The sequence below is a fragment of the Pseudomonas sp. H1_F01 genome (assembly GCF_054681425.1).
In genome coordinates, this window is sequence record NZ_CP162823.1 from 5,075,820 (window position 1) to 5,099,396 (window position 23,577).

Annotated in this window: 22 protein-coding genes; 11 read left to right on the plus strand and 11 right to left on the minus strand. The window is 62.0% G+C overall.

Features of this window, described 5'->3' with window-relative positions:
• Positions 1-27: 27 nt before the first annotated feature.
• The 4 genes from flgH to AB4O09_RS22890 form a co-directional block, all read right to left on the minus strand.
• Entirely contained in the window at positions 28-723 is a 696-nt protein-coding gene (flgH, locus tag AB4O09_RS22875) for a flagellar basal body L-ring protein FlgH (protein WP_003199049.1), read from the minus strand.
• Between the two features lie 72 nt (positions 724-795).
• Positions 796-1,581: a flagellar basal-body rod protein FlgG gene (flgG, locus tag AB4O09_RS22880; RefSeq protein WP_003199045.1), complete on the minus strand. Its 786-nt coding sequence runs from the start codon at positions 1,579-1,581 to the stop codon at positions 796-798.
• 49 nt (positions 1,582-1,630) lie between these two features.
• The gene (locus tag AB4O09_RS22885) at positions 1,631-2,368 is read right to left on the minus strand and encodes a flagellar basal body rod protein FlgF (RefSeq protein ID WP_003199043.1); all 738 of its coding nucleotides are present in this window, start codon (positions 2,366-2,368) and stop codon (positions 1,631-1,633) included.
• 319 nt (positions 2,369-2,687) lie between these two features.
• Positions 2,688-4,250 carry a sigma-54-dependent phenylalanine hydroxylase transcriptional regulator PhhR gene (locus tag AB4O09_RS22890; protein WP_038859607.1) on the minus strand — a complete coding sequence of 521 codons (1,563 nt, stop codon included), beginning with the start codon at positions 4,248-4,250 and terminating at the stop codon, positions 2,688-2,690.
• A 290-nt stretch (positions 4,251-4,540) separates the two neighbouring features.
• Here AB4O09_RS22890 and phhA point away from each other — a divergent pair, with 290 nt between their 5' ends.
• From phhA to AB4O09_RS22905, 3 genes are all read left to right on the plus strand, one after another.
• Complete coding sequence (phhA, locus tag AB4O09_RS22895) at positions 4,541-5,326, plus strand: phenylalanine 4-monooxygenase (RefSeq protein ID WP_013692527.1); 786 nt, start codon at positions 4,541-4,543, stop codon at positions 5,324-5,326.
• A 98-nt stretch (positions 5,327-5,424) separates the two neighbouring features.
• Positions 5,425-5,781, plus strand: coding sequence for a 4a-hydroxytetrahydrobiopterin dehydratase (locus AB4O09_RS22900; protein WP_013692526.1), 357 nt, complete (start codon positions 5,425-5,427; stop codon positions 5,779-5,781).
• Positions 5,781-6,974: an amino acid aminotransferase gene (locus AB4O09_RS22905; RefSeq protein WP_053162103.1), complete on the plus strand. Its 1,194-nt coding sequence runs from the start codon at positions 5,781-5,783 to the stop codon at positions 6,972-6,974. Before AB4O09_RS22900 ends, AB4O09_RS22905 begins: the two co-directional genes overlap by 1 nt.
• Before the next feature lie 153 nt (positions 6,975-7,127).
• Here AB4O09_RS22905 and AB4O09_RS22910 read toward each other — a convergent pair whose 3' ends face one another.
• Positions 7,128-7,691, minus strand: a complete 564-nt coding sequence (locus AB4O09_RS22910; protein WP_038858985.1) for an NAD(P)H nitroreductase — start codon at positions 7,689-7,691, stop codon at positions 7,128-7,130.
• Between the two features lie 162 nt (positions 7,692-7,853).
• Between AB4O09_RS22910 and AB4O09_RS22915 the strand changes: the two genes are divergently transcribed.
• The gene (locus AB4O09_RS22915) at positions 7,854-9,308 is read left to right on the plus strand and encodes a TrkH family potassium uptake protein (protein ID WP_003199020.1); all 1,455 of its coding nucleotides are present in this window, start codon (positions 7,854-7,856) and stop codon (positions 9,306-9,308) included.
• Here the strand turns inward: AB4O09_RS22915 and AB4O09_RS22920 are convergent.
• Positions 9,265-10,326: an AraC family transcriptional regulator gene (locus AB4O09_RS22920; protein ID WP_003199018.1), complete on the minus strand. Its 1,062-nt coding sequence runs from the start codon at positions 10,324-10,326 to the stop codon at positions 9,265-9,267. The two genes, AB4O09_RS22915 and AB4O09_RS22920, sit on opposite strands and share 44 nt — an antisense overlap.
• Positions 10,327-10,486: 160 nt before the next feature.
• On the opposite strand from AB4O09_RS22920, the gene AB4O09_RS22925 reads away from it, so the two are divergent.
• Complete coding sequence (locus AB4O09_RS22925) at positions 10,487-10,798, plus strand: Mpo1-like protein (protein WP_027912759.1); 312 nt, start codon at positions 10,487-10,489, stop codon at positions 10,796-10,798.
• A gap of 14 nt (positions 10,799-10,812) precedes the next feature.
• Positions 10,813-11,403, plus strand: coding sequence for an HD domain-containing protein (locus AB4O09_RS22930; RefSeq protein ID WP_027912760.1), 591 nt, complete (start codon positions 10,813-10,815; stop codon positions 11,401-11,403).
• 460 nt (positions 11,404-11,863) lie between these two features.
• Here AB4O09_RS22930 and AB4O09_RS22935 read toward each other — a convergent pair whose 3' ends face one another.
• On the minus strand, positions 11,864-12,682 hold the full coding sequence (locus AB4O09_RS22935; RefSeq protein ID WP_003199013.1) for a UDP-2,3-diacylglucosamine diphosphatase: 819 nt from the start codon (positions 12,680-12,682) through the stop codon (positions 11,864-11,866).
• A 135-nt stretch (positions 12,683-12,817) separates the two neighbouring features.
• On the opposite strand from AB4O09_RS22935, the gene AB4O09_RS22940 reads away from it, so the two are divergent.
• Positions 12,818-13,567, plus strand: a complete 750-nt coding sequence (locus AB4O09_RS22940; protein ID WP_028237336.1) for a helix-turn-helix transcriptional regulator — start codon at positions 12,818-12,820, stop codon at positions 13,565-13,567.
• 208 nt (positions 13,568-13,775) lie between these two features.
• Positions 13,776-14,666, plus strand: a complete 891-nt coding sequence (locus AB4O09_RS22945) for a DMT family transporter (RefSeq protein WP_028237335.1) — start codon at positions 13,776-13,778, stop codon at positions 14,664-14,666.
• On the opposite strand, the gene AB4O09_RS22950 is transcribed toward AB4O09_RS22945, so the two are convergent.
• Entirely contained in the window at positions 14,660-14,947 is a 288-nt protein-coding gene (locus AB4O09_RS22950; protein WP_003199006.1) for an Rdx family protein, read from the minus strand. The two genes, AB4O09_RS22945 and AB4O09_RS22950, sit on opposite strands and share 7 nt — an antisense overlap.
• A 71-nt stretch (positions 14,948-15,018) precedes the next feature.
• Between AB4O09_RS22950 and AB4O09_RS22955 the strand changes: the two genes are divergently transcribed.
• Complete coding sequence (locus tag AB4O09_RS22955; protein WP_028237334.1) at positions 15,019-17,220, plus strand: patatin-like phospholipase family protein; 2,202 nt, start codon at positions 15,019-15,021, stop codon at positions 17,218-17,220.
• Positions 17,221-17,392: 172 nt separating this feature from the next.
• Here AB4O09_RS22955 and AB4O09_RS22960 read toward each other — a convergent pair whose 3' ends face one another.
• The 3 genes from AB4O09_RS22960 to recQ all read right to left on the minus strand — a co-directional run bounded on the left by AB4O09_RS22960 (position 17,393) and on the right by recQ (position 22,150).
• A complete protein-coding gene (locus AB4O09_RS22960) occupies positions 17,393-19,357 on the minus strand; it encodes a FimV/HubP family polar landmark protein (protein WP_028237333.1) in 1,965 nt (654 codons plus the stop codon).
• Between the two features lie 113 nt (positions 19,358-19,470).
• The gene (locus AB4O09_RS22965; protein ID WP_003199001.1) at positions 19,471-19,905 is read right to left on the minus strand and encodes a MarR family transcriptional regulator; all 435 of its coding nucleotides are present in this window, start codon (positions 19,903-19,905) and stop codon (positions 19,471-19,473) included.
• Positions 19,906-20,023: 118 nt separating this feature from the next.
• Positions 20,024-22,150, minus strand: coding sequence for a DNA helicase RecQ (recQ, locus tag AB4O09_RS22970; protein WP_013692519.1), 2,127 nt, complete (start codon positions 22,148-22,150; stop codon positions 20,024-20,026).
• Positions 22,151-22,582: 432 nt separating this feature from the next.
• On the opposite strand from recQ, the gene AB4O09_RS22975 reads away from it, so the two are divergent.
• Positions 22,583-23,170 (plus strand): UPF0149 family protein, encoded by a 588-nt coding sequence (locus AB4O09_RS22975; protein ID WP_003198997.1) that lies wholly within the window; start codon positions 22,583-22,585, stop codon positions 23,168-23,170.
• An 8-nt stretch (positions 23,171-23,178) separates the two neighbouring features.
• Positions 23,179-23,574 (plus strand): YbaN family protein, encoded by a 396-nt coding sequence (locus tag AB4O09_RS22980; protein ID WP_003198995.1) that lies wholly within the window; start codon positions 23,179-23,181, stop codon positions 23,572-23,574.
• Positions 23,575-23,577 lie beyond the last annotated feature (3 nt).

Here is a 23,577-nt window from a genome sequence, read left to right on the forward strand (position 1 = left end):
CAGCTGCTTAAGATTCAACTGGGCCACCTAGAAAGGGAACTTCGGGCTGAGGAAGAAACGGTCGAACCAGCCTGGCTGGCTCGCATCGGCAAAGGCACCGGTGCCCGAGTAGGTGATGCGTGCATCGGCCACCCGAGTCGACGAAACCGTGTTGTCGGTGGCGATGTCATCGGCGCGAACCATGCCGGCGATGCGCACCAGTTCGTCACCCGTGTTAAGGGTCAGCCACTTCTCGCCGCGCACGACGATGATGCCGTTGGGCAACACATCGGCGACGGTCACGGTAATCGAGCCGGTCAGGCTGTTGCTCTGGCCGGACTTGCTGTCGCCCTTGGTGGCACGGTCAGAGTTGTACCCGGCGTTGAGGCTCAGGTCATTGCCCCCGATCGGGTTGTTGGTGGTCAGGCTGGAACCGAACAACGACGTCAGGCCGACGCTGGTATTGCTGGTCTTGTCCATTTGCGAGTTGGCGTTCTTGCTGGCCTGGGTCCGCTCATTCAGGGTGATGGTGATGATGTCACCGACCCGGAAGGCCTTGCGGTCGCTGTACAGGTTCTGCTCGAAGCCAGCCTGGTAGATCGAGCCATTGTTGGCGGCAGCCGGCAACGGCGTGCGCGGCAACACCGGGGCGTAATACGGGTCATTGGGCCTGGGTGTCGGCGCGACACAGCCCGCGAGTGCGGTGATCCCACTCAGTGCCAGAACAGATACGAAGCGTTTCATGACCCTACCTCTTGGTGTTGCAGGCGCCCCTGGGGCCGCCCTGTCTACGTAATGACGGACGTTGCGACGTGATTACAGATTCTGCGTAACGAACGAGAGCATCTGGTCGGCGGTGGAGATCACTTTGGAGTTCATCTCGTAGGCGCGCTGGGTGGTGATCATGTTGACCATCTCCTCGACCGTGCTCACGTTGGACGTTTCCAGGGTGTTCTGCAGCGTGGTACCAAAACCGTTCAGGCCGGGAGTGCCAACTTGCGGCGCGCCACTGGCGGCGGTTTCCAGGAACAGGTTATTGCCTACCGCTTGCAGGCCGGCCGGGTTGATGAAGTCGGCGGTCTGCAGGTTGCCGATCACTTGGGAGGCCGGGTTGCCCGCCACCGTGATGGACACGGTGCCGTCACGGCCCACGGTGAACGTCTGGGCATCGTTCGGGATGATGATGGCCGGCTCCAGGGCGAAACCGCTGGCATTGACGATCTGGCCGTTGGAATCGAGGTGGAACGTACCGTCACGGGTGTAGGACGTGGTGCCGTCCGGCTGCAGGATCTGGAAGAAACCGCGACCGTCGATGGCCATGTCCAGCGGCTGCTCGGTGGTTTGCAGGCTGCCGGCGGTGAAGTTTTTCTGGGTGCCGACAATGCGCACACCGGTACCCACTTGCAGGCCCGACGGCAGTTCGCTGTCCTGGGTCGACTGGGCGCCAGGCTGGCGTTTTACCTGATACAGCAGGTCCTGGAACTCGGCACGATCACGTTTGAAACCCGTGGTCGAAACGTTCGCCAGGTTGTTGGAAATGGTCGTCAGGTTGGTGTCCTGGGCGGACAGACCTGTTTTGGCAACCCATAGAGCCGGAAGCATTCGATTCTCCTCGTACGCCTGTTTTTCGGCGCGACGCTTTAGTTAATGGTTAGATCTGCAAGACCCGAGCCATGGCCTCGTCGCCTTCTTTGGCGGTGTTCATCATTTTGACGTGAAGCTCGAACTGCTTGGCCAGGGCCAGCACCGAGGTCATTTCATCCACGGCATTGACGTTGCTCGCTTCCTGGAAACCCGACACCAACTGCACGTTGGCATCGATGGGCGCCGGCTGGCCGTCCTTGGTACGGATCGAACCGTCCAGGCCCTTGGTCATGTTCTTGAGGTCCGGGTTGACCAGCTTGATGCGGTCCACTTCAGCCATCACCCGCGGGCCTTCGCCCATGGCGCGGATGCTGATGGTGCCGTCCTGGCCGATTTCGATTTTCTGCTCTGGCGGCACGGCGATCGGACCGCCGTTGCCCATCACCGGCATGCCGTTGCCGGCGCGCAGCACGCCCAGGGCGTCGACATTGAGGCTGCCGGTGCGCACGTAGCTTTCACCGCCGTCGGGGTTCTGCACGGCCATCCAGCCCGGCCCGCTCACCGCGACATCGAGGTCACGACCGGTTTCCACCAGCGCACCCGGAGTGAAATCAGTAGCAGGCCGTTCGGACATGGCAAACGCCCGCGCCGGAAAGCTGTCGCCGAACACCGGCATCGAGCGAGCCTGTTCCAGGTCTTTCTGAAAACCGTTGGTGGAGATGTTCGCCAGGTTGTTGGCATGGGCCCGCTGCGCCAGTGCGTTCTGGCTGGCGCCGGTCATTGCCACATAAAGGTACTTGTCCACTGTCGTTCCTCTGCATGCCGGACGTTTGCCGCCCACTGCTGTGTTGCACAGCCTTAAGCAATTTGCAGACCAACTTTTTTCTGGCGCTGATGGACCCGGTAAACAAAGGGCTTGGGGGGACTGGAAGGGATTATGGGAATGTATCGAAGACGAAAAACCGGCGGTGTCGTGCCGCTTACGGCAAGTGTCCGCCTATCCTGATCAAATAGACCCGTGGCGAGGGAGCTTGCTCCCGCTGGGCTGCGTAGCGGCCCCACACTTTTGGCGATTGCTGCGCAATCGAGCGGGAGCAAGCTCCCTCGCCACGAAACGCCTATCTTCACGCGCCGGATTCTTTGCCCACTTCATACTCACGCAACTTATTGGCAATGGTCGTATGGGAAACCCCCAGCCGCTTGCCCAGTTGCCGGCTGCTCGGGTGTTCGGAGTACAAGCGCTCCAGCACCGCTTTCTCAAAGCGTCCGACGATCTCATCCAGCCCACCCTCAAGGGAAAAATCGCCAAGGGGCTGATGCACGCCGTAGTCCGGCAGGCGGATATGCTCGGCCTTCACCGTCCCGCCATCGCACAGGGAAACGGCCTGGAACAGCACGTTTTCCAGTTGCCGGACATTGCCCGGCCAGTGGTAATGACTGAGACGGTCCATCGCCGCCGGGGCCAGCTTGGGCAGGGCGCAGCCGATCTGGCGGCTGGCCTGGTCGAGGAAATGCTCCACCAGCGGCGCCAGGCCATCGAGGCATTCGCGCAGCGGCGGGATGTGCAGGGAAAGCACGTTCAAGCGGTGATACAGATCCTGACGGAATTCGCCCCGGGCGCAGAGTTCGGACAAATCGACCTGGGTGGCGCAGATCACCCTGACGTCCAGGTACACCTCCTCATCGCTGCCAACACGCCGGAAGCAACCGTCCTGTAGGAAGCGCAGCAATTTCACTTGCAGGCGCGGGCTCATCTCTCCGACCCCGTCGAGGAACAGCGTCCCCCCGGCGGTCAGCTCCAGAAGGCCGAGCTTGCCTTCGGCCCGGGCACCTTCGAAGGCCCCCGGCCCGTAGCCGAAGAGCTCGGTCTCGGCCATGGACTCCGGCAGCCCGGCACAGTTGAGCGCCATCAATGGCGATTGCCCGCGCGGACTCGCCAGGTGACAGGCGCGAGCCAGCAGCTCCTTGCCAGTGCCGGTTTCACCTTCTATCAATAGCGGCGCGTCCAACGGGGCCATGCGCCGAGCCTCACGGACCACCGCCGCCATGACCTTCGAGCTCTGGAAAATACTGTCGAAGCCACGCAGTTCCTGTTTGCGCACGTTATAGATACGTTCGCCAACCCGGTCGGCCCGGTGCAGTGTCAGCACCGCACCGGCCATGGCTTCGCTGTCGTCGTGCTCCGATTGCAGCGGCGCGATGTCGGCCAGGAAGACATCGCCCTTGACCTTGACCCGCAGGCCGTTGATGCGCGACTGGTTGGCCCGCACCAGTTCCGGCAAGTCGAAATCCTCGGCATAGCGGGACAAGGGAATCCCCGGCACCTCGTCCACTCGCACCCCGAGCAACTGCGCCGCTGCCCGGTTGGCCGCTACGATGGAGCCGCCCATGTCGATAGACAGCACCGGGAATTCCAAGGCGCCGAGCAAGGCGTTGAGCTCCATGTGCCTACGCTCACTGGGCATCAGCCCTACACGCTTGACGCCAAATACCCCGGCAATGCCTTCGAATTTCGGACGCAGCGCCTGGAACTGGATGTTGATCAGGTTTGGGCAGTGCAGGTAGATCGCGTTGCCATGCTCGCCACCGACCTCCCCCCGGGCGACGTTGATGCCGTACTCCACCAACAGGTTGAGGATGTCCCGCAGGATACCGATGCGATTCTGGCAATGGACTTTGATGCGCATGAAAAGGCCCGATGTGTATGAAAAGGTCCCTGCCACAAGGTTTTTCTGCCCGGCAGCGTAAATAACCGTCAAGATTATGTGACAGTTGTAGGCCGTTTCCCAACAGAAAATCCCAGCAACCTCGTAGCCGCCGCCATTTCGTAACGAAAAGTTTACGGATTGACGATTCCCTCACCCAATCCATTTTCGCCAGCCTGCTGCGCAAGCCCCTGCTTCGAGTTATCTCTAATACATCGCTGGACATAACAACAACACGTCTTCCCCCTGAGGGAAATCAGCAGGAGAGCAGCATGAAGCAGACGCAGTACGTGGCCCGCGAGCCCGATGCGCAAGGTTTTATCCACTACACCGCCGAAGAACATGCGGTGTGGAATACGCTGATCACCCGCCAGCTGAAAGTCATCGAAGGCCGTGCGTGCCAGGAATACCTGGACGGCATCGACAAGCTTGGCCTGCCCCACGACCGTATCCCGCAACTGGGCGAAATCAACCAGGTGCTGGGCGCGACCACGGGCTGGCAAGTCGCCCGGGTACCGGCCTTGATCCCCTTCCAGACTTTCTTCGAATTGCTCGCCAGCAAGCAGTTTCCGGTGGCGACCTTCATTCGTACCCGCGAGGAGCTGGATTACCTGCAAGAGCCGGACATTTTCCACGAGATCTTCGGCCACTGCCCATTGCTGACCAACCCCTGGTTCGCCGAATTCACCCACACCTACGGCAAACTCGGCCTACAGGCTTCCAAGGAAGAACGCGTCTACCTGGCGCGCCTGTACTGGATGACCATCGAGTTCGGCCTGGTGGAAACCCCGCAGGGCCGGCGCATCTACGGTGGCGGCATCCTGTCCTCGCCCAAGGAAACCGTGTACTGCCTGTCCGACGAGCCTGAGCATCAGGCCTTCGATCCATTGGAAGCCATGCGCACGCCCTATCGCATCGACATCCTGCAACCGGTTTATTTCGTGCTGCCCGAGCTCAAGCGCCTGTTCGACCTGGCCCACGAAGACATCATGGGCATGGTCAAGCGCGGTCGGGAACTGGGCTTGCACGCCCCGAAATTCCCACCAAAGGCTGCGTGAACCGCGTCTTTTAATCTCAATTGAGTCTGTTGCACAACGCGGCTTTGCTTTAGCGTGGGTGCATCGACGTTTTCAAATATTCGATCCGGGAACACACCATGAACACTCTGAACCAAGCCCATTGCGAAGCCTGCCGCGCCGATGCCCCACAAGTCAGCGACGAAGAACTGCCGGTGCTGATCAAGCAGATCCCCGACTGGAACATCGAAGTGCGCGACAGCGTGATGCAACTGGAAAAAGTTTTCCTGTTCAAGAACTTCAAGCACGCCCTGGCGTTCACCAACGCTGTCGGTGAAATTTCCGAGGCCGAAGGCCACCACCCTGGCCTGCTCACCGAATGGGGCAAAGTCACCGTGACCTGGTGGAGCCACTCCATCAAGGGCCTGCACCGCAACGACTTCATCATGGCCGCCCGCACCGATGACGTGGCCAAGACCGCAGAGGGCCGCAAGTAATGCATTTCGATGCCATCGGCCGGGTGCCCGGCGACCCGATCCTAGGCCTGATGGAGGCCTACGGGGCGGACAGCAACCCAAGCAAGTTCGACTTGGGCGTGGGTGTCTACAAGGACGCCCAGGGCCTGACGCCGATTCTTCAGTCAGTGAAGCTGGCTGAACAACGGCTGGTGGATCGCCAGACCACCAAGACCTACATCGGCGGTCACGGCGACGCCGCGTTCGGCCAGTTGATCAACGAGCTGGTGCTGGGCGCCGACTCACCGCTGATCAGCGCAAAACGTGCCGGCGCCACCCAGACACCGGGCGGTACCGGTGCGCTGCGCCTGAGTGCCGACTTCATCGCCCAATGCCTGCCGGGCCGTGGCGTATGGCTGAGTAACCCGACCTGGCCGATCCACGAGACCATCTTCGCCGCGGCCGGGGTCAAGGTCAGTCACTACCCTTACGTGGGCGCTGATAACCGCCTGGATTTCGAAGCAATGCTGGCGGCCCTGAACCAGGCGCCCAAAGGTGATGTCGTGCTGCTGCACGCCTGTTGCCACAACCCCACCGGGTTCGACCTGTCCCATGAACAATGGCGTCAGGTGTTGGACGTGGTGCGCAACCGCGACCTGCTGCCACTGATCGACTTCGCCTACCAGGGCTTCGGTGATGGATTGGAACAGGACGCCTGGGCGGTCCGACTGTTTGCCCAGGCCCTGCCGGAAGTGCTGGTCACCAGTTCCTGCTCGAAGAACTTCGGCCTCTACCGCGATCGTACGGGTGCGTTGATCGTCTGCGCCCGGGATGCCGAGAAGCTGGTGGACATCCGCAGCCAACTGGCAAACATCGCCCGCAACCTGTGGTCGACACCGCCGGATCATGGTGCGGCCGTGGTGGCGACCATCCTCGGCAACCCGGAACTCAAGAGCCTGTGGGCCGATGAAGTCCAGGCCATGCGCCTGCGCATCGCGCAATTGCGCAGCGGCTTGCTGGAGGCCCTCGAACCCCATGGCTTGCGCGAGCGCTTCGCCCATATCGGCGTGCAACGCGGGATGTTTTCCTACACCGGCCTGACGCCGGAACAGGTCAAGCACCTGCGCGAGCGCCACAGTGTCTACATGGTCGGCACCGGCCGGGCCAACGTGGCCGGCATCGACGCCACGCGCCTGGACCTGCTGGCCGAGGCGATTGCTGATGCGTGTAAATAACGCCACAGTCGGACGTTGATTTTGTGGCGAGGGAGCTTGCTCCCACTCGGCCTGTAGGAGCTGTCGAGCGAAGCGAGGCTGCGATCTTTTGATCTTTCGCTTGAGATTCAAGTGGCAGGAAAAAGATCGCAGCCTCGCTTCGCTCGACAGCTCCTACGCGCCTGTCCACTCGCTGACAAATTCTGCGGTTTCCACCTTCGGCGCCGTACGCGCTTCTTTCTGCGGCGTGCCCAGGTAGAGGAAACCGATCACCTCCTCCCCATCCTCAAGGCCAAGCCCCCTGGCCACATGCGGCGAGTACGCCAGTTCACCGGTGCGCCACACGCCGCCAACCCCTTGGGCATACGCCGCCAACAAGATGCCATGGGCTGCGCAGCCGGCTGCCAGCAGTTGCTCGGATTTGGGGATTTTGAAATGGTCCTGCAGACGGGCGATCACCACCACGACCAGGGGCGCGCGCAATGGGCCGTTGAGGGCCTTTTCCACGACGGTTTCCGGTACCAGCGGGTCATTGAACCGCGCTGCTTCGGCCAGCAGTTCGCCCATGCGATGCCGCGCCTGCCCTTCGACTGTCAGAAAACGCCATGGCCGCAGCTGGCCGTGATCCGGCGCCCGCATGGCCGCGGCGAACATGAGTTCGCGCTGTTCCGGCGTGGGGGCCGGCTCCACCAGGCGCGGGACGGAAACACGGTTGAGCAAAGCGTCGAGAGCCTGCATCGGCCACCTCCTGAAAAAATGTCCGGCTATTCTAGTAGCTGTGCGGCGAGTTCGTTAGCGCAAATTCCGCGGCCAGGTGCCCACTCGGCGCCGGGTGCCGGTTTACAGGGCGCTTGTCGCGGGTAGAATGGCGCCCTTCCTTTTTCAGCCTGAGCGGACTTCATGGCGTTGCCGACCCTGCGGATCATTGGTTTCATCATCGGCATCTTCCTGATCACCCTGGCGATCTTCATGGTCGTTCCCATGGCCACCCTGATGGTCTTCGAGCGCACCCGCGACCTGCCGTCGTTCCTCTGGTCGAGCATGATTACCTTCCTCGCCGGCCTGGCCCTGGTGCTTCCCGGGCGCCCGGAACACATCCACCTGCGCCCGCGCGACATGTACTTGCTGACCGTCAGCAGTTGGCTGGTGGTGTGTATCTTTGCCGCGCTGCCGTTCCTGCTGACCCAGAAGATCAGCTACACCGACTCGTTTTTCGAAAGCATGTCGGGCATCACCGCCACCGGCGCCACCGTCCTGAGCGGCCTGGATACCATGTCCCCGGGCATCCTGATGTGGCGCTCGCTGCTGCACTGGCTCGGCGGTATCGGCTTCATCGGCATGGCGGTGGCGATCCTGCCCTTGCTGCGCATCGGTGGCATGCGGCTGTTCCAGACCGAATCGTCGGACCGCTCGGAAAAAGTCATGCCCCGTTCCCACATGGTGGCGCGGCTGATCGTGGCGTCCTACGTGGGCATCACCATTCTCGGCACCCTGGCGCTCTGGTGGGCCGGGATGAGCCTGTTCGATGCCATTAACCATGCGATGTCGGCGATCTCCACCGGCGGTTTTTCCACCTCGGACCTGTCCCTGGCCAAATGGACCCAGCCGGCCGTGCACTGGGTCATCATTGTCATCATGATCCTCGGCAGCCTGCCGTTTGCCCTCTATGTCTCGATGTTGCGGGGCAATCGCCGGGCACTGATCAAGGACCAGCAGGTCCAGGGGCTTATCGGGGTGTTGCTGGTGACCTGGCTGGTGCTCGGCACCTGGTATTGGGCGACCACCGACCTGCATTGGCTGGAGGCGCTGCGGCACGTGGCGCTGAACGTGACGTCCATCGTCACCACCACCGGTTTCGCCCTCGGCGACTACAGCCTGTGGGGCAATTTTTCGCTGATGCTGTTTTTCTACCTGGGGTTCGTCGGCGGTTGTTCAGGCTCGACGGCCGGCGGGATCAAGATCTTCCGCTTCCAGGTCGCCTACATCCTGCTGCGGGCCAACCTTAATCAACTGATCCACCCCCGCGCGGTGATCAAGCAGAAATACAACGGTCATCGCCTCGACGAAGAAATCGTCCGCTCGATCCTTACGTTCTCGTTCTTCTTCGCCATCACCATCTGCGTGATCGCCCTGCTGCTGTCGCTGCTGGGCGTGGAATGGATGACGGCGCTGACCGGTGCGGCCAGTACCGTGTCCGGCGTCGGCCCGGGGCTGGGGGAAACCATCGGGCCGGCCGGCAACTTCGCACCGCTGCCGGACGCGGCCAAGTGGATTCTGTCAGGAGGCATGCTGCTGGGCCGACTGGAGATCATCACGGTGTTCGTGCTGTGTATCCCGGCGTTCTGGCGTCACTGACCGCTTCAGGCTGGCTCGCCAACCGTGCCCGGTATTCGCCAGGCGTGGTGTCGAACCAGCGGCGGAAGGCCCGGAAAAAATTGCTTGGGTCGGCAAACCCCAGCAGATAGGCGATCTCCAGCAGCGTCATGCCCGACTGCGCCAGGTACTGCTCGGCCAGTTCACGACGGGTGTCCTCAAGCAAACTCTGGAAACTGGTGCCCTCTTCCTGCAAGCGCCGCTGCAAGGTGCGCTGCGACAGGTGCAGCGTCTGCGCCACCACGTCACGCTTGGGCTCGCCCTGGGGCAACAGTCGGCACAACACTTGTCGTGCCTTATGGGTCACACGGCTTTCCGAAAAACGCGCGAGGTATTCACCGGCAAACCGGTCATGCAACTGCGCCATGGCTTCGTTGGCCGTCGGCAGAGGCGCCTCCATGTCGGCCCGCTCAAAAATCAGCGCGTCATAAGACGCGCCGAACACCAGCGGTGCGCAGAAGGCTCGCTGATAAGGCGCCAGGTCCAGGGGTTCGGTGCCTTGGAACAGCACTTTTACCGGGTGCAAGGTACGCCCGGTCAGCCAGTTGCACAGGGCCAACGCACAGGCCAGGGACGCCTCGGCACTTTGCCGAGTGGGGGGTAAATGGTCGCCATGCACCGTCAGGATCAGCCCATAGCCCTCTTCCAACCGACGAAAACTCAAGTCGGCGCTTTCGGCAATGATTCGCTGGTATCGCACCAGTCGCTGGAAACCCTCCGCCAGCGTGCGACTGGACATCAAGGCGTAGCCCGCCACATGAAACGAGGCCGGGCGCACCACTTTACCCATGTTCAAGCCAATGGCCGGGTTACCGGACAATTCCACCGCCCGCTGCCAGAGCCGCGTCATCGAGTCCTGGGGGAAGCGTGCATCCGGATCCTCCAGCGCATCAAAGTCCAGCCCCAGTTGCTTGAACAGCACCCGACAATCCAGGCCGTCGATTTCCAACGCCTTGACAATCCCCATCGCCCAGCTTGAAGAAGTCGTTCGTTCGTTCATGACGTTTTACTTGCATGACGAGCCGCAGGGTACGGCTGGATTTGCGAAGGATACTAAAGTGGCGCCCATTGTCACTGGCTGTTGCAAGTGATCGCTCTAGACTCAAAGTAAGCCGCTGGATTTATCGGTTGCCAGAACAATAACCAAAGAGCCTGCAGTCTTGGAAAACGCCAAACGATTCAATACCTTCGCCGAGTTCTACCCGTATTACCTCGGCGAGCACAGCAACAGCACCTGCCGACGATTGCATTTCATCGGCACCTCCCTGGTCATCCTGGTGTTCGTCATGGCCCTCGTAGTGGGGAGCGGGTGGCTGTGGCTCGCCCTGCCCGTGGCCGGCTACGGCTTTGCCTGGGTCGGGCACTTCTTCTTCGAAAAAAACCGTCCCGCCACCTTCCAGCATCCTTTCTACAGCCTGCTCGGCGATTTCGTCATGTACCGCGACATGCTGCTGGGCAAGGTGGCGTTCTAGCCAAAGGATTGCCTATGAACACTCATGCACGTTTTACCCACATGCGGGACGGCACTCAGGAGGACTGGGCGATCATCGCCGCCGACTTCAGCGCCTACGCCCGGCAATTGCCGGGCCGGATCCTGGCCCACTTGAAGCTGCTGGACGGCGATTTCGGCGGGTTCCCGGTGGATCGCCTGACCCATTCCCTGCAAACCGCCACCCGTGCCTACCGTGACGGGCGGGACGAGGAATACGTGGTCTGCGCCCTGCTCCACGACATCGGCGACACCCTGGGTTCGTATAACCACCCGGACATCGCGGCGGCGATCCTCAAGCCCTTCGTCAGCGCGGAAAACCTGTGGATGGTGGAGAAGCACGGGATTTTCCAGGGCTATTACTTCTTCCATCACCTGGGCATGGACCGGCACCTACGCGAGCAGTTTTTCGAACATCCGCAGTATCAGGCGACAGTCGACTTTTGTGCGAAATATGACGCAGCGGCGTTCGATCCCGAGTACGACACGCTGCCGTTGAGTTTCTTCGAGCCGATGCTGGAAAGGCTGTTTGCTGCGCCGAAGCAGTCGATCTACAAGGCGGCGATGACGGAGCAGCCTTCTGGCTGACAGATTGCTGGGGACCGCTGCGCGGTCCATCGCGGGCAAGCCTTGCTCCCACAGGTGTTGCCTGCTCTCATGGGCGGTGAGTACTTGTGGGAACAGCCTTGCTCCCACAGGTGTTGCCTGCTCTCATAGGCGGTGAGTACTTGTGGGAACAGCCTTGCTCCCACAGGTGTTGCCTGCTCTCATGGGCGGTGAGTACTTGTGGGAACAGCCTTGCTCCCACAGGTGTTGCCTGCTCTCATAGGCGGTGAGTACTTGTGGGAACAGCCTTGCTCCCACAGGTGTTGCCTGCTCTCATAGGCGGTGAGTACTTGTGGGAACAGCCTTGCTCCCACAGGTGTTGCCTGCTCTCATAGGCGGTGAGTACTTGTGGGAACAGCCTTGCTCCCACAGGTGTTGCCTGCTCTCATAGGCGGTGAGTACTTGTGGGAGCAAGGCTTGCCCGCGATGGCGTCATGAAGGCCTACACCGGCTCAGTCACTTTCAACTCAGTCTTGGCCAGTGCCTCCCGTGCCTGGGCCTCCGCCAACCGATACAACTCGATCGACCCGTCCCAGTGCTCGATCAGCGCCGTGCAGGATTCGACCCAATCGCCACAATTGAGGTATTCCACCTCACCCACCATGCGCATCTCGGCATGGTGGATATGCCCGCAGACCACGCCATGCAGTTCGCGCTTCACACACTCGTGGGCGATGGCTTCTTCGAAATCGCTGATGAAGCTGACGGCGGTCTTGACCTTGTGCTTGAGGTACGCCGACAACGACCAGTAGCCGTAGCCGTAACGGGCCCGCCAATGGTTGAGCCAGCGGTTCAGCGTGAGGGTGAACTCGTAGGCCGAATCCCCGAGGAACGCCAGCCAACGGTGGTACCGGGTAATGACGTCGAACTGGTCGCCATGGATCACCAACAGGTGCCGACCATCGGCAGTGACGTGCACCGCTTCGTCCACCAACTGGATATTGCCCAGGATCAGCTTCGAATAGCGCCGCAGGAATTCGTCATGATTGCCGGTGACGTAGATCACTTCGGTGCCGCGCTTGCTCATGGTCAGCAAGCGGCGAATGACGTTGGTGTGGGCCTGGGGCCAATACATCCCACCGCGCAGTTTCCAGCCGTCGATGATGTCCCCCACCAGGTAGATCTTGTCGGCGTGGTAGCCCTTGAGAAACTGCGACAGGTGCTCGGCCTGGCAATCCCGGGTGCCCAGGTGCACATCGGAAATCCACAGGGTGCGAACACGCTGTTTGCGGCTGGGTCTGGCGAGCTCGGCGCTGGTCATTGGGCAACCCTCTGATCGTTTTTGCCACTGTGCACGCCAGCGGTTAATGGCCTATGACAAACACAAGTCCATTGCATGACAGCGCCGGGCGGTACGCCCTCGGTGTATGCTGGCGGCCTGACACGGGAGACCGCGATGAGACCGATCCTCACGCTACGCCACTACAGCCACGACTTGATCGTCCACAGCCATGACCATGCCCAATTGGTGTTCGGGCTGTCTGGCGCACTGGATTTCGAGGTCGAAGGGCATGGCAGCCAGGTGGTGCAACAAAGCTTCGTGGTGATACCGGCCGGCGCGCATCACGCCTGCGGCAGCCCCCACGGCAGCCGTTGCCTGGTGTTGGATGTGCCCAGCGATGACTGGGTCGGGCAGTGCCTGGGGGATCACGCCGACGCCAGCCGCCGTTTGCTCGACGATACCGCGCGCCTGCCCCTGGATGCGGGACAAAGCCAGTTGGTCAGCTGGTTGGCGAGGAGCCCGGTGGACGATCCGGTGATCGCCCAGCAAGGCGCGGTGCTGCTGCTGGCGAGTCTCAATAACGCTCGCCAGCAAACCCTCGGCGGCCGGCGCCTGCCCTACGCCGCACTCAACGCCCACATCGACCAGAACACCGCCTATCCGCTGCAAGTGGCGGACCTGGCGCGAGTCGCCGGCCTCTCCAGCGCCCGTTTGCACGCACGTTTCGTCGCCGAATGCGGGCAAACCCCGATGGATTACATCCGCAGCCGCCGCTTGCACAAGGCTGTAGCGTTGTTGCGTGATTCGCAGTTGCCCATCGGTGAGATCGCCCACCGGGTCGGCTACAGCTCCCAAAGTGCCTTCGCCGCGGCGGTACTGCGGGAATTCGGCGCCTCGCCGGGCAAGCTGCGGCGTCAGCGATAGATTCGCGCTAAAAATCGCTAGGATCGCGACAGACACTGCCGCCTCACCCACGCTTAAATACTAGGGGACGATCCTGTGGGAGCGAGCTTGCTCGCCATTGCTATCTGTCAGTCAATATCTGCATTGCCTGAACCACCGCTTTCGCGAGCAAGCTCGCTCCCACAGAAGACACTCGCCAGTTGCCCCACTGTCTGTTGAAAGGATTGAAATGACACCCCGTACCGCCCTCGGCGCCCTGCACATCGGCGCACTCATGTTTGGCCTGACCGGTGTATTCGGCAAACTCGCCGCAGCCTCGCCAACGGTCATTGTGTTTGGTCGCGCCGTCTTCGCCGTGCTCGCCCTGGCGATGTTCGCCCGGTTCGCCAGCAACAGCCGCTGGCAGCAACTGCGGGCCCAGGATGGCTGGCGATTGCTCCTTGGGGGGCTGTTGCTGGCCGGGCATTGGGTGAGTTTCTTCATCGCAGTGAAGGTTGCCGGCGTGGCGGTCGCCACGCTGGGGTTCACCAGCTTCCCGGCCTTCACGGTGCTGCTTGAAGGGCTGATCTTCCGCGAGCGGATTCGCGCCAATGAAATCTGGTTGGTGGTGTTGGTGAGCGTCGGCCTGGTGTTGGTCACGCCGAACTTCGACTTGGCCAGCGGCGCCACCACTGGCCTGCTGTGGGCCGTGTTCTCGGGGTTGCTCTTCTCCCTGCTGTCATTGACCAACCGCGCCGGTTCGGCGCACGTCCCGCCGGTGCAGGCCGCGCTGTGCCAGAACGTGGTGGTCGGGTTGTGCCTGCTGCCGATGGCCGCGCCACAATTGAGTGACGTTCGCCCCATCGACTGGTTGTGGATCGGCTTGCTCGGCGTGTTCTGCACCGGCCTGGCCCACAGCCTGTTCGTCGCCAGCCTGGCGGTGATCAAGGCCCGCACGGCAGCGGTGGTGTTCGCCATGGAGCCGGTCTACGGCATCGCCATGGCCTGGTGGCTGTTCGATGAGAGCCCGACCCTGCGCATGCTGCTGGGCGGCGTGGTGATCATCACGGCCATCGTGATCTCAAGCCAACTGAGCGGTTCAAAGCAACCGGGGGTTGGCGCCCAAGCCGCGTCTCACTGAACCCGATCGTTGTGGCCCAGGTCCCGCTCCGGATCGATCCGGTCGCGGACCCGCTGCTTGAGGACCTTGGCTTCGGGAAAACCACCATCGGCCTTGCGCTCCCAGATCTGCGTGCCGTCGCAACTGATGTGGAACACACCGCCGGTACCCGGCACCAGCGACACCTTGCCCAGGTCATCGCCAAAGGTGCTGAGCAGCTCCTGGGCCAGCCAGGCGGCGCGCAGCAGCCATTGGCACTGGGTGCAATAGGTGATGACGACTTCCGGTTTGTGTTCGGTCATTGCGGGTGGACTCCTGGGTTCGAAGGCGTCGCTATAATACCCGCCTTTGATCGCCCGCCCCGAGATTGACGATGCGCCGCCTCCTGCCCCTCCTGCTTCTGTTGCTGTTGCCCCTGCTCGGCCATACCAACGAGCCCGCCGTCGACGCGCCACGCCCGAAAATCGGCCTGGTGCTGTCCGGCGGCGCCGCACGGGGGCTGGCCCACATCGGCGTGCTCAAGGCCCTGGAAGAGCAAGGCATCAAGATCGATGCCATCGCCGGCACCAGCATGGGCGCGGTGATCGGCGGGCTGTATGCCTCGGGCTACAAGATCGACGAACTGGAAAAACTCGCCCTGGGCATCGACTGGCAACAGGCTCTGTCCGATGCGCCACCGCGCAAGGACGTACCATTCCGGCGCAAGCAGGATGACCGGGACTTCCTGGTCAAACAGAAACTGAGCTTTCGTGACGACGGCAGCCTCGGCCTGCCCTTGGGGGTCATCCAGGGCCAGAACCTGGCCCTGCTGCTCGAAAGCCTGCTGGCCCACGCCAGCGACACCCGAGATTTCGACAAACTGCCGATCCCGTTTCGCGCAGTCGCCACGGACATCGCCACGGGCGAAAAAGTCGTGTTCCGCAAAGGCCACCTGCCCAAGGTCATTCGCGCCAGCATGTCGATCCCGGCGGTATTCGCCCCGGTGGAACTGGACGGCCGGCTGCTGGTGGACGGCGGCATGTCCGACAACATCCCGCTGGACGTGGCTCGGGAAATGGGCGTGGACGTGGCCATCGTGGTCGACATCGGCACGCCCCTACGCAACCGCAAGCAACTGGTCACGGTGGTCGACGTGCTGAACCAATCGACCACCCTGATGACCCGGCGCAACTCTGAAGAGCAACTGGCAACGCTGAAAAAAGACGACGTGCTGATCCAACCGGCGCTGGCGAGCTTCGGCTCCACCGATTTCGGCCGGGCCCAGGACATGATCGACGCCGGTTACCGTGCCACGCGGATACTCGAGGCGCGCCTGGCTCCTCTACGCCCGTCCGAGGCGCCCAACGCCGAGCTCATGGCCGCGCGCACCCCCAGCGAGCGCACGCCGGTCATCACCGCCATTCGAGTGGAGAACGACTCGAAAGTCGGCGATGACGTGATCCGCTATTACGTTCGCCAGAAGATCGGTGAGCCGCTGGACCTGGGCCGCCTGCAGACCGACATGGGCACGCTGTACGGCCTGGATTACTTCGAGCAGGTGCAATACCGCGTGGTCCGCAAGGGCCCGGATCACACGCTGGTGATCAGCGCTCGGGGAAGACGCACCGGCACCGACTACCTGCGGCTGGGGCTGAGCCTGTCGGACGACATGCGCGGCGACAGCGCTTTCAACCTGGGAGCCAGCTATCGGGTCAACGGCATCAATCGCCTCGGTGCCGAATGGCTGACCCGGGCGCAGATCGGCGACAAGCAGGAGTTGTACAGCGAGTTCTACCAGCCATTGGATGTCGGCTCGCGCTACTTCATCGCCCCCTACGGGCAATTCGAATCCCGCAACGTGGAGTCCATCCTGGACAACGATCCGGTGGCCCAGTATCGCGTCGAGCGCTATGGCTTCGGGCTGAACGTGGGCCGCCAGATCGGCAACAACGGCGAAATCCGCTTCGGTGTCGGCCAGGCCTGGGGCAAGGCGGATGTGCGCATTGGCGACCATGACCAGCCCAGCGAAAACTTCAATGAAGGTTTCTATGAGCTGAAGTACTCCTTCGATTCCTTCGACAACGTGTATTTCCCCCACGAGGGGGAAGACATCGGCCTGAGCTGGCGCCAATACGAACCGGGGCTGGGTTCCGACCAGCGTTACCGCCAATGGGAGTTCAAGCTGGACAAGGCCCTGAGCAGCGGCCCGGATACCTTCATCCTGGGGGGGCGCTACGGACGAACACTGGACACTGCTGAAGTCGTGACGTCCAGCTTTGTGCTCGGTGGCGCGCGGCAACTGTCAGGCTTTCGCGAAGACGGGGTATCCGGGCAGAACATCAGCCTGATGCGCGCCGTGTATTACCGCCGCCTCACACCGCGGGCCTACCTGCCACTGGACTTCCCGCTGTACATCGGCGGCTCATTGGAACGCGGCCGGGCCTGGAACAACGACAACGAATTCGACAGCGGCTACATCAACGCCGCCAGCATTTTCCTCGGTTTCGATACACCGCTGGGGCCACTGAATTTCAGCTATGGCTTTAACGACGATGATGAACAGGCGGTGTATCTGAACCTGGGGCAGACGTTTTGAGTGGCTACCTGGACAGGATTTGACAGCCTGACAGGCCGCTATCGCGAGCAAGCTCGCTCCCACATGGGGTCCGGGTGTACACGCAATGGCCGTTCACCACAAATCCCTGTGGGAGCGAGCTTGCTCGCGATAGCGGTGGGTCAGTGTCGGTGATGTTGACCGTGCTGCAACCTTAGCGAATCCCTGCCAGCAGCACCCGGGCGGTCTGCTTGAGGGGTTCGTCGCCCTCTTCGAGCAGCTCTTCAAGCAGGGAGACAGCGGTTTTCAGGTCTCCATCGTCGATGCAATTCTGTGCCTGTTCCAGCTTGACCGAGTGTTCCGGGACCTGAGGATCGAGGGAAAGGGTGTCCAGGGAAACAGGTTCAAGGGCCAGCGGCTCGAGTTCCAGCGACTGTTCTTCGTCGGCAAAGCTATCGAGGAAAGCATCGTCCAGCGACTCGGTTTCCAATGGCGCTTCCCATTGCAGCTCCGGTTCGTCAAAACCTGAAAGCGAAAAGCTCTCGGCGGCATAAGGTGAAACAGCTTCTTTATCCGCAGTGTTGTCCTGGGCATCGGCGAGGTCCCAGCTGGTTTCCATGGACAGTGCATCCAGGTCCAACTCGAACTCGTCACCGGGCACTGGCTCACGTTCAGGTGCCGGTGCCGGAGCAGGTGCCGGAGCAGGTGCAAGAACCGGTACCTGGGGTTGTACCGATGCCACTGTCGGCGCGGCGATCATGGCAACCTTGGGGTAGCGCCCGCGGATCTCCTCCAACGTCCGGGCATCGATACCCTGTGCCAGTAGATGATGTTCCTGGGCCTGGAAACCGATGACATCGCCCTGCTTGCCCAGTACCTCCAGCAACTTGAGGCCCAGGTCGGTGCGTTCCGGCTCCGCCAGCAACGCGGCGCGCAACAGCCCTGCGGCCTCGGTGAACCGACCGTAGGTCAAGTAGATCCCGACGCCCTCCAGCACATCGCCCAGGGGCGTATCCCCGTTGTTGAACGATGCCGCAGTCTCGGACGGCTCCGTATCGGGGATTGATGCAAAGGTTTCGTCGTCCTCCTCCAGCATCGGCTCGGGACGCCCGGTCATCGGTTCCAACTCGGCCTGCTGCTGCCGACGCCGAACGAACAGTAACAGCGCCAACACCCCCAACAGGCCCACCAGCCCCGCCACCCATGTCCAATTGACGCCCTCTGGCTCTGCTACCGGTTCTGTAGCGGGTTGCGCGTCCGGCGCCGGTTCCGCTGCAGGAAGCGCCGGTTGCGGTGGTGTCGATGCAACAGGGGCTGGCGCAACCTCGGCCAGCCGGGCCTGCAATTGGCTGATCTGCTTGCGCTGGCCAGCGATTTCCTCGTCCTGGGCCTGGAGCCGGGCCTGCAGTTCATCGATCGTCTTCTGTTGCTGCTGGTTTTGCAGCACGCTGGCGGCCATTTGCTCATCGGGCGCGTCGGAGGCCTGGCCGGCAGGGGCTGCAGCCGACGTCGGCAGCACGGCCGAGTCGGGCAGCAACAAGCGCTGGCCGATGGAAAGCCGGTCACTGCCGGGGTTCAAGGCCTGGATTCCTTGCATCAACTCATTGACCGACGCGTTGCTACCGGCGTCATGCAGGCGCTTGGCGATGATCCAGGGGTTGTCTCCCGGCACGACGGTGTAACGCTTGCCCTGTACCGCCGGGGGCGGCTTGACGGACCGCGGGGCCTCGGAAGGTTCTTCACGGACCGGCACGATACCCGGTGTGCCCGGCGGGTCGATCAATACGGTGTATTCGCGCAGCAGGCGCCCGTTGGGCTGATTGAGCTGCACCAGGAAATTGAGGAAGGGTTCCTCCACCGGTTTGCTGGAAGTCACCCGAATGAAGCTGCGCTCCCCGCGCAAGACCGGCGTGAAGCGCAGGTTATTGAGAAAGAACGCCCGTTCCACACCCGCACGACTGAAATCGTCCGGGCTCGCCAGGCTGGCCGACAGATCGCCCTCGCTGATCCCGGCCACATCGACCAGGGCGATATCGGCGCGCAACGGCTGGTTCAGGGCGGAATGGAGCGTGATGTCCCCCAGCCCCAGCGCCGACGCCAAGGCCGAATACCCCAGGGCACCCACGACGACCGACACGTTGACCCAACTGCGCAACGTGGACTGCAAACTTTCAAGCATGGGTATCCCTTTCGACTACCAGACTGAGCGCAAACGCATCCAATACGATCACTTAGTACTGGTTATAGTTCGCTAATCGCCGAATCTCAAAAGTCTGGCGCCAGGGATATGCCTCAGGATTTTTCCAGGTTGGCCAGGATCGTACCGTGGACCCGCATGCACACGCGCATGTCCGCTTCGTCGACACCTTCGAACAGCTCACGACGCAGTTGCGTGGCAATGGTTTCGATTTGTTCGATCAACGGCAGGGCCGGTGCGCAGAGCACGATTTTCTTGGCCCGGCGGTCCTCGGCCACGGCCTGGCGCTGCACCAGCCCCTGGGTTTCCAGGCTGTCGAGCAACCGGGCCAGTGTCGGGCCTTCGACGGCGACGCTCTGGGCCAGTTCACGCTGGGTCGGCGCCTGTTCGAAACGGGCCAGGTGCAACAGCACCAGCCAACGTGCCTGGGACAGGCCCAGCCCGGCCAGGCGGCGATCCAGTTCGGCACGCCAGCCTCGAGACATTTGCGCCAACTGCATGCCAAAACGGTGTTGATCGGTTAACGGCATAAAAAAACTCATCAGATCTGAAATAGAGAAAAACTAATTATTAGTCAGCTAAGCATGAGCTTTGGATTCAAGCAAGGTTCACCTTGTACTGAATCGTTAAAGGCACGCAACTCACTGATCAGACTTCAAATTCAGACTGCAACGCAGCCCTGACGCAATACAGCACGCCTTCGGGAACCCGTCCGACAAACAGCGCGGCAACTTCAGACACTGGTGGTAACTCGCCTTCGCCATCCAGGAAGGCATCCTGCACCTCCCCCATCAGCTCTTCGGGCAGATCCAGCGCCTGTTCCAGGGACAACTGCTGTTTGCCAATGGCTTCGGCCAGCATCGTGTAGACGTTCTTTTCCGAGCACTGCAGTTGCCCGGCGATCTGCAACGGTGTCATGCCGGCCCGGGCCAGCGTAATGAGTTCGTGACGTACATCGGCCACCGCTTTCGGTGCTTCGGCCTCGCCACCCAGGACCTGGAGGAAGGCCTCGCCATACCGCTCCAGCTTGCGCGCGCCCACACCACTGACCTGGGCCATTTCCGCCAGGGAGGTGGGCTGACTGCGGAGCATTTCCAGCAGCGTCGAGTCGGGGAAGATGACGTACGGCGGGACGCCGTGCTCCTCGGCCAGCTTGCGCCGCAAGGCCCGCAAGGCTTCCCATTGATCGCGCTCTTCGCCACGTACCAGTTGGCTGGCCTGGCTCTTGCTGCTCTTGACCGCCGTTGCCGGCTTGAGGTCACGACGCAGTTCGAGGGTGACCTCACCTTTGAGCAACGGCCGGCAAGTCGCACTCAGGCGCAGACCGCCGTAGCCTTCCAGGTCGATGTCGGCCAGACCGCGGGCCACCAGTTGTCGGAATAATGAACGCCACTCACCCTCGGTGCGCGCCTTGCCCACGCCGAACACCGACAGGTGCTGGTGGCCAAAGCTGCGGACCTTTTCGTTGTCCTTGCCCAGCAACACGTCCACCAGATGCCCGACACCGTAGCGCTGGCCGGTACGGAAAATCGCCGACAAGGCCTGGCGGGCCGGTTCGGTGGCGTCCCAGGTTTCCACGCCATCGACGCAGTTGTCGCAATGCCCGCAAGGCTGGGGCATGTCTTCGTCAAAATAGGCCAGCAAGGTCTGGCGGCGGCAGCGGGTTTCCTCGCACAGCGAGAGCATCGCGTCGAGCTTGTGCTGTTCCAGACGCTTATGGCGCTCGTCGCCTTCGGAGTTCTGCAGCATCTGCTTGAGCATCACCACGTCTTGCAGGCCGTAGGCCATCCAGGCGTCGGCCGGCAAGCCATCACGGCCGGCACGTCCGGTTTCCTGGTAATACGCCTCAAGGGACTTGGGCAGATCCAGGTGCGCGACAAAGCGCACGTTGGGTTTGTCGATACCCATGCCGAACGCAATGGTGGCCACCATGATCAGGCCTTCCTCGTTGAGGAAGCGCTTCTGGTGATAGGCCCGCAGGTCGTTGGGCAGGCCGGCGTGATACGGCAGCGCCGGGAACCCCTGCTCACACAGGAACGCCGCCACTTCATCGACCTTCTTGCGCGACAGGCAATAGACAATGCCGGCATCGCTGCGGCGCTCGGCGAGGAACGCCAGCAACTGCTTGCGCGGCTGCTCCTTGGGTACGATGCGGTAGAAAATATTCGGACGGTCGAAACTGGACAGGAAGCGCTCGGCGTTCTGCAAGTGCAGGCGCTCGACGATTTCCTCGCGGGTGCGCTTGTCGGCGGTGGCGGTCAGGGCGATGCGCGGTACGTCGGGGAACAGTTCCGCCAGTTGCCCCAGTTGCAGGTATTCGCGTCGGAAATCGTGCCCCCATTGGGATACGCAGTGGGCTTCGTCGATGGCGAACAGGGCAATTTCCAGGCTCTGCAGGAACGCCAGCATGCGCGGCTGCACCAGGCGTTCCGGGGCCAGGTACAACATCTTCACTTCGCCGCGCTTGATGCGTGTCGCCAGGTCCCGCTGTTGCTCGGCGCTGAGGGTGGAGTTCAGCGAAGCAGCGGCAACCCCCAGCTCTTCGAGGGTCGCAACCTGGTCGTCCATCAATGCGATCAGCGGCGAGACCACCACGGCCAGGCCGTTGCGCAACAGCGCCGGGACCTGGAAGCACAAGGATTTGCCGCCGCCGGTGGGCATGAGCACCAGGGCATCGCCACCGCTGGCCACGCGCTCAATAATGGCACCCTGGCGGCCACGGAAACTGTCGTAGCCGAAGATGTCCTTGAGGACGCGTTGAGCCTGTTCGAGCATAGAAACTCCAAAAATCACCGAAACATCCCTGCAAGGCTGGTTCAGAATCACAAACGCTGCACCGGCAAATCGTAAGTGTGCGTTTCGAACCGGCGGGACGCCGCAGGGCATCACAAAACGCGGCAGTATACCCGAGGCCTTCGTTGCAAAGGGGGCTGCTGACAGGAGGTGCTTGGGACTGTGGGAGCAAGGCTTGCCCGCGATGGAAGCGACACGGTCTCGCCTTCAGAAATCGAGGCGCTTGCTTCGCGAGCAAGCTTTGCTCCCACAACGGGGATAAATCCCCTCGCCACAGGAACCGCGTCCATCCCTGTTTTTTTCTCCATGCCCCTATTTCACCTCCTAGGGAGGGGCAAATACGCCACGCGGCTGGCCTGGGCGCTCAAGAAGGCCTAGAATTCCCGCATTGTTTATTCCCCAAGGTAGCCCGTAATGTCCTTCGCTGAGCAACTGACCCGCCTGCAAGTCTTCCTCGACGCCGATGAGCTGCACGAAGAGGCGCTGGACTACGTGGCCGCTCACGGCTATCTGACCGCCCTGTCCATCTGCGCAGAAACGGTGCCGGACCGTGAGTGGATCGACGCCCTGTTCGCCGAAGAGCCGCATTACAGCGACGAAGCCCAGCGTGCCGAAATCGAAGCCACACTGGTCGGCCTCAAGGCCCACATCGCCCGCCAACTGGCTTCCGACGAAGAATTCGAACTGCCGTGCGACCTGGACCTGGGCGATGATCCGGATGATTCGGAGTTGCGTGGCTGGTGCATCGGCTTCATGGAAGGCGTGTTCCTGCGCGAAGCCGCCTGGTTCGAAACCGCCGAAGAGGAAGTCAGCGAAATGCTGCTGCCGATCATGGTCGGTTCCGGCCTGTTCGATGAGCAACCGGAATTTTCCGACATCGCCGCCGACGCCAACCTGATGGACGACATGATTGTCCAGATCCCCGAAGCCCTCACGGCCCTGTACCTGCTGTGCAACGCACCGGACGAGAAACCGGCGATCCTCAAGCCTCGCCACCACTGAGTGACCGGGTGCCCTCGCCAGTCGGCAATCGCCCGCTGATCCTGCGTTACGTTCTGTTGGCCATTGGCTGGCTGAGCGTAGCGCTGGGGGTCATCGGCATCTTCGTTCCCGTACTGCCCACCACCCCTTTCCTGCTCCTGGCGGCGGCCTGTTTCGCCCGCAGCTCGCCGCGCTTCTACCAATGGCTGGTAGAACATCCCCGCCTCGGCCCGTGGATCCGCGACTACCTCAGCGGCAACGGCATCCCGCTCAAGGGTAAGGTCTATGCCATCGGGCTGATGTGGGCGAGCATCCTCTTTTCCTGCTACCTGGTGCCCCTGCCGTGGGCCCGGGGGTTCATGCTCACCAGTGCGGTGCTGGTAACGGTTTATATCCTCAAGCAGAAGACATTGCGCAAACCCTGAGCC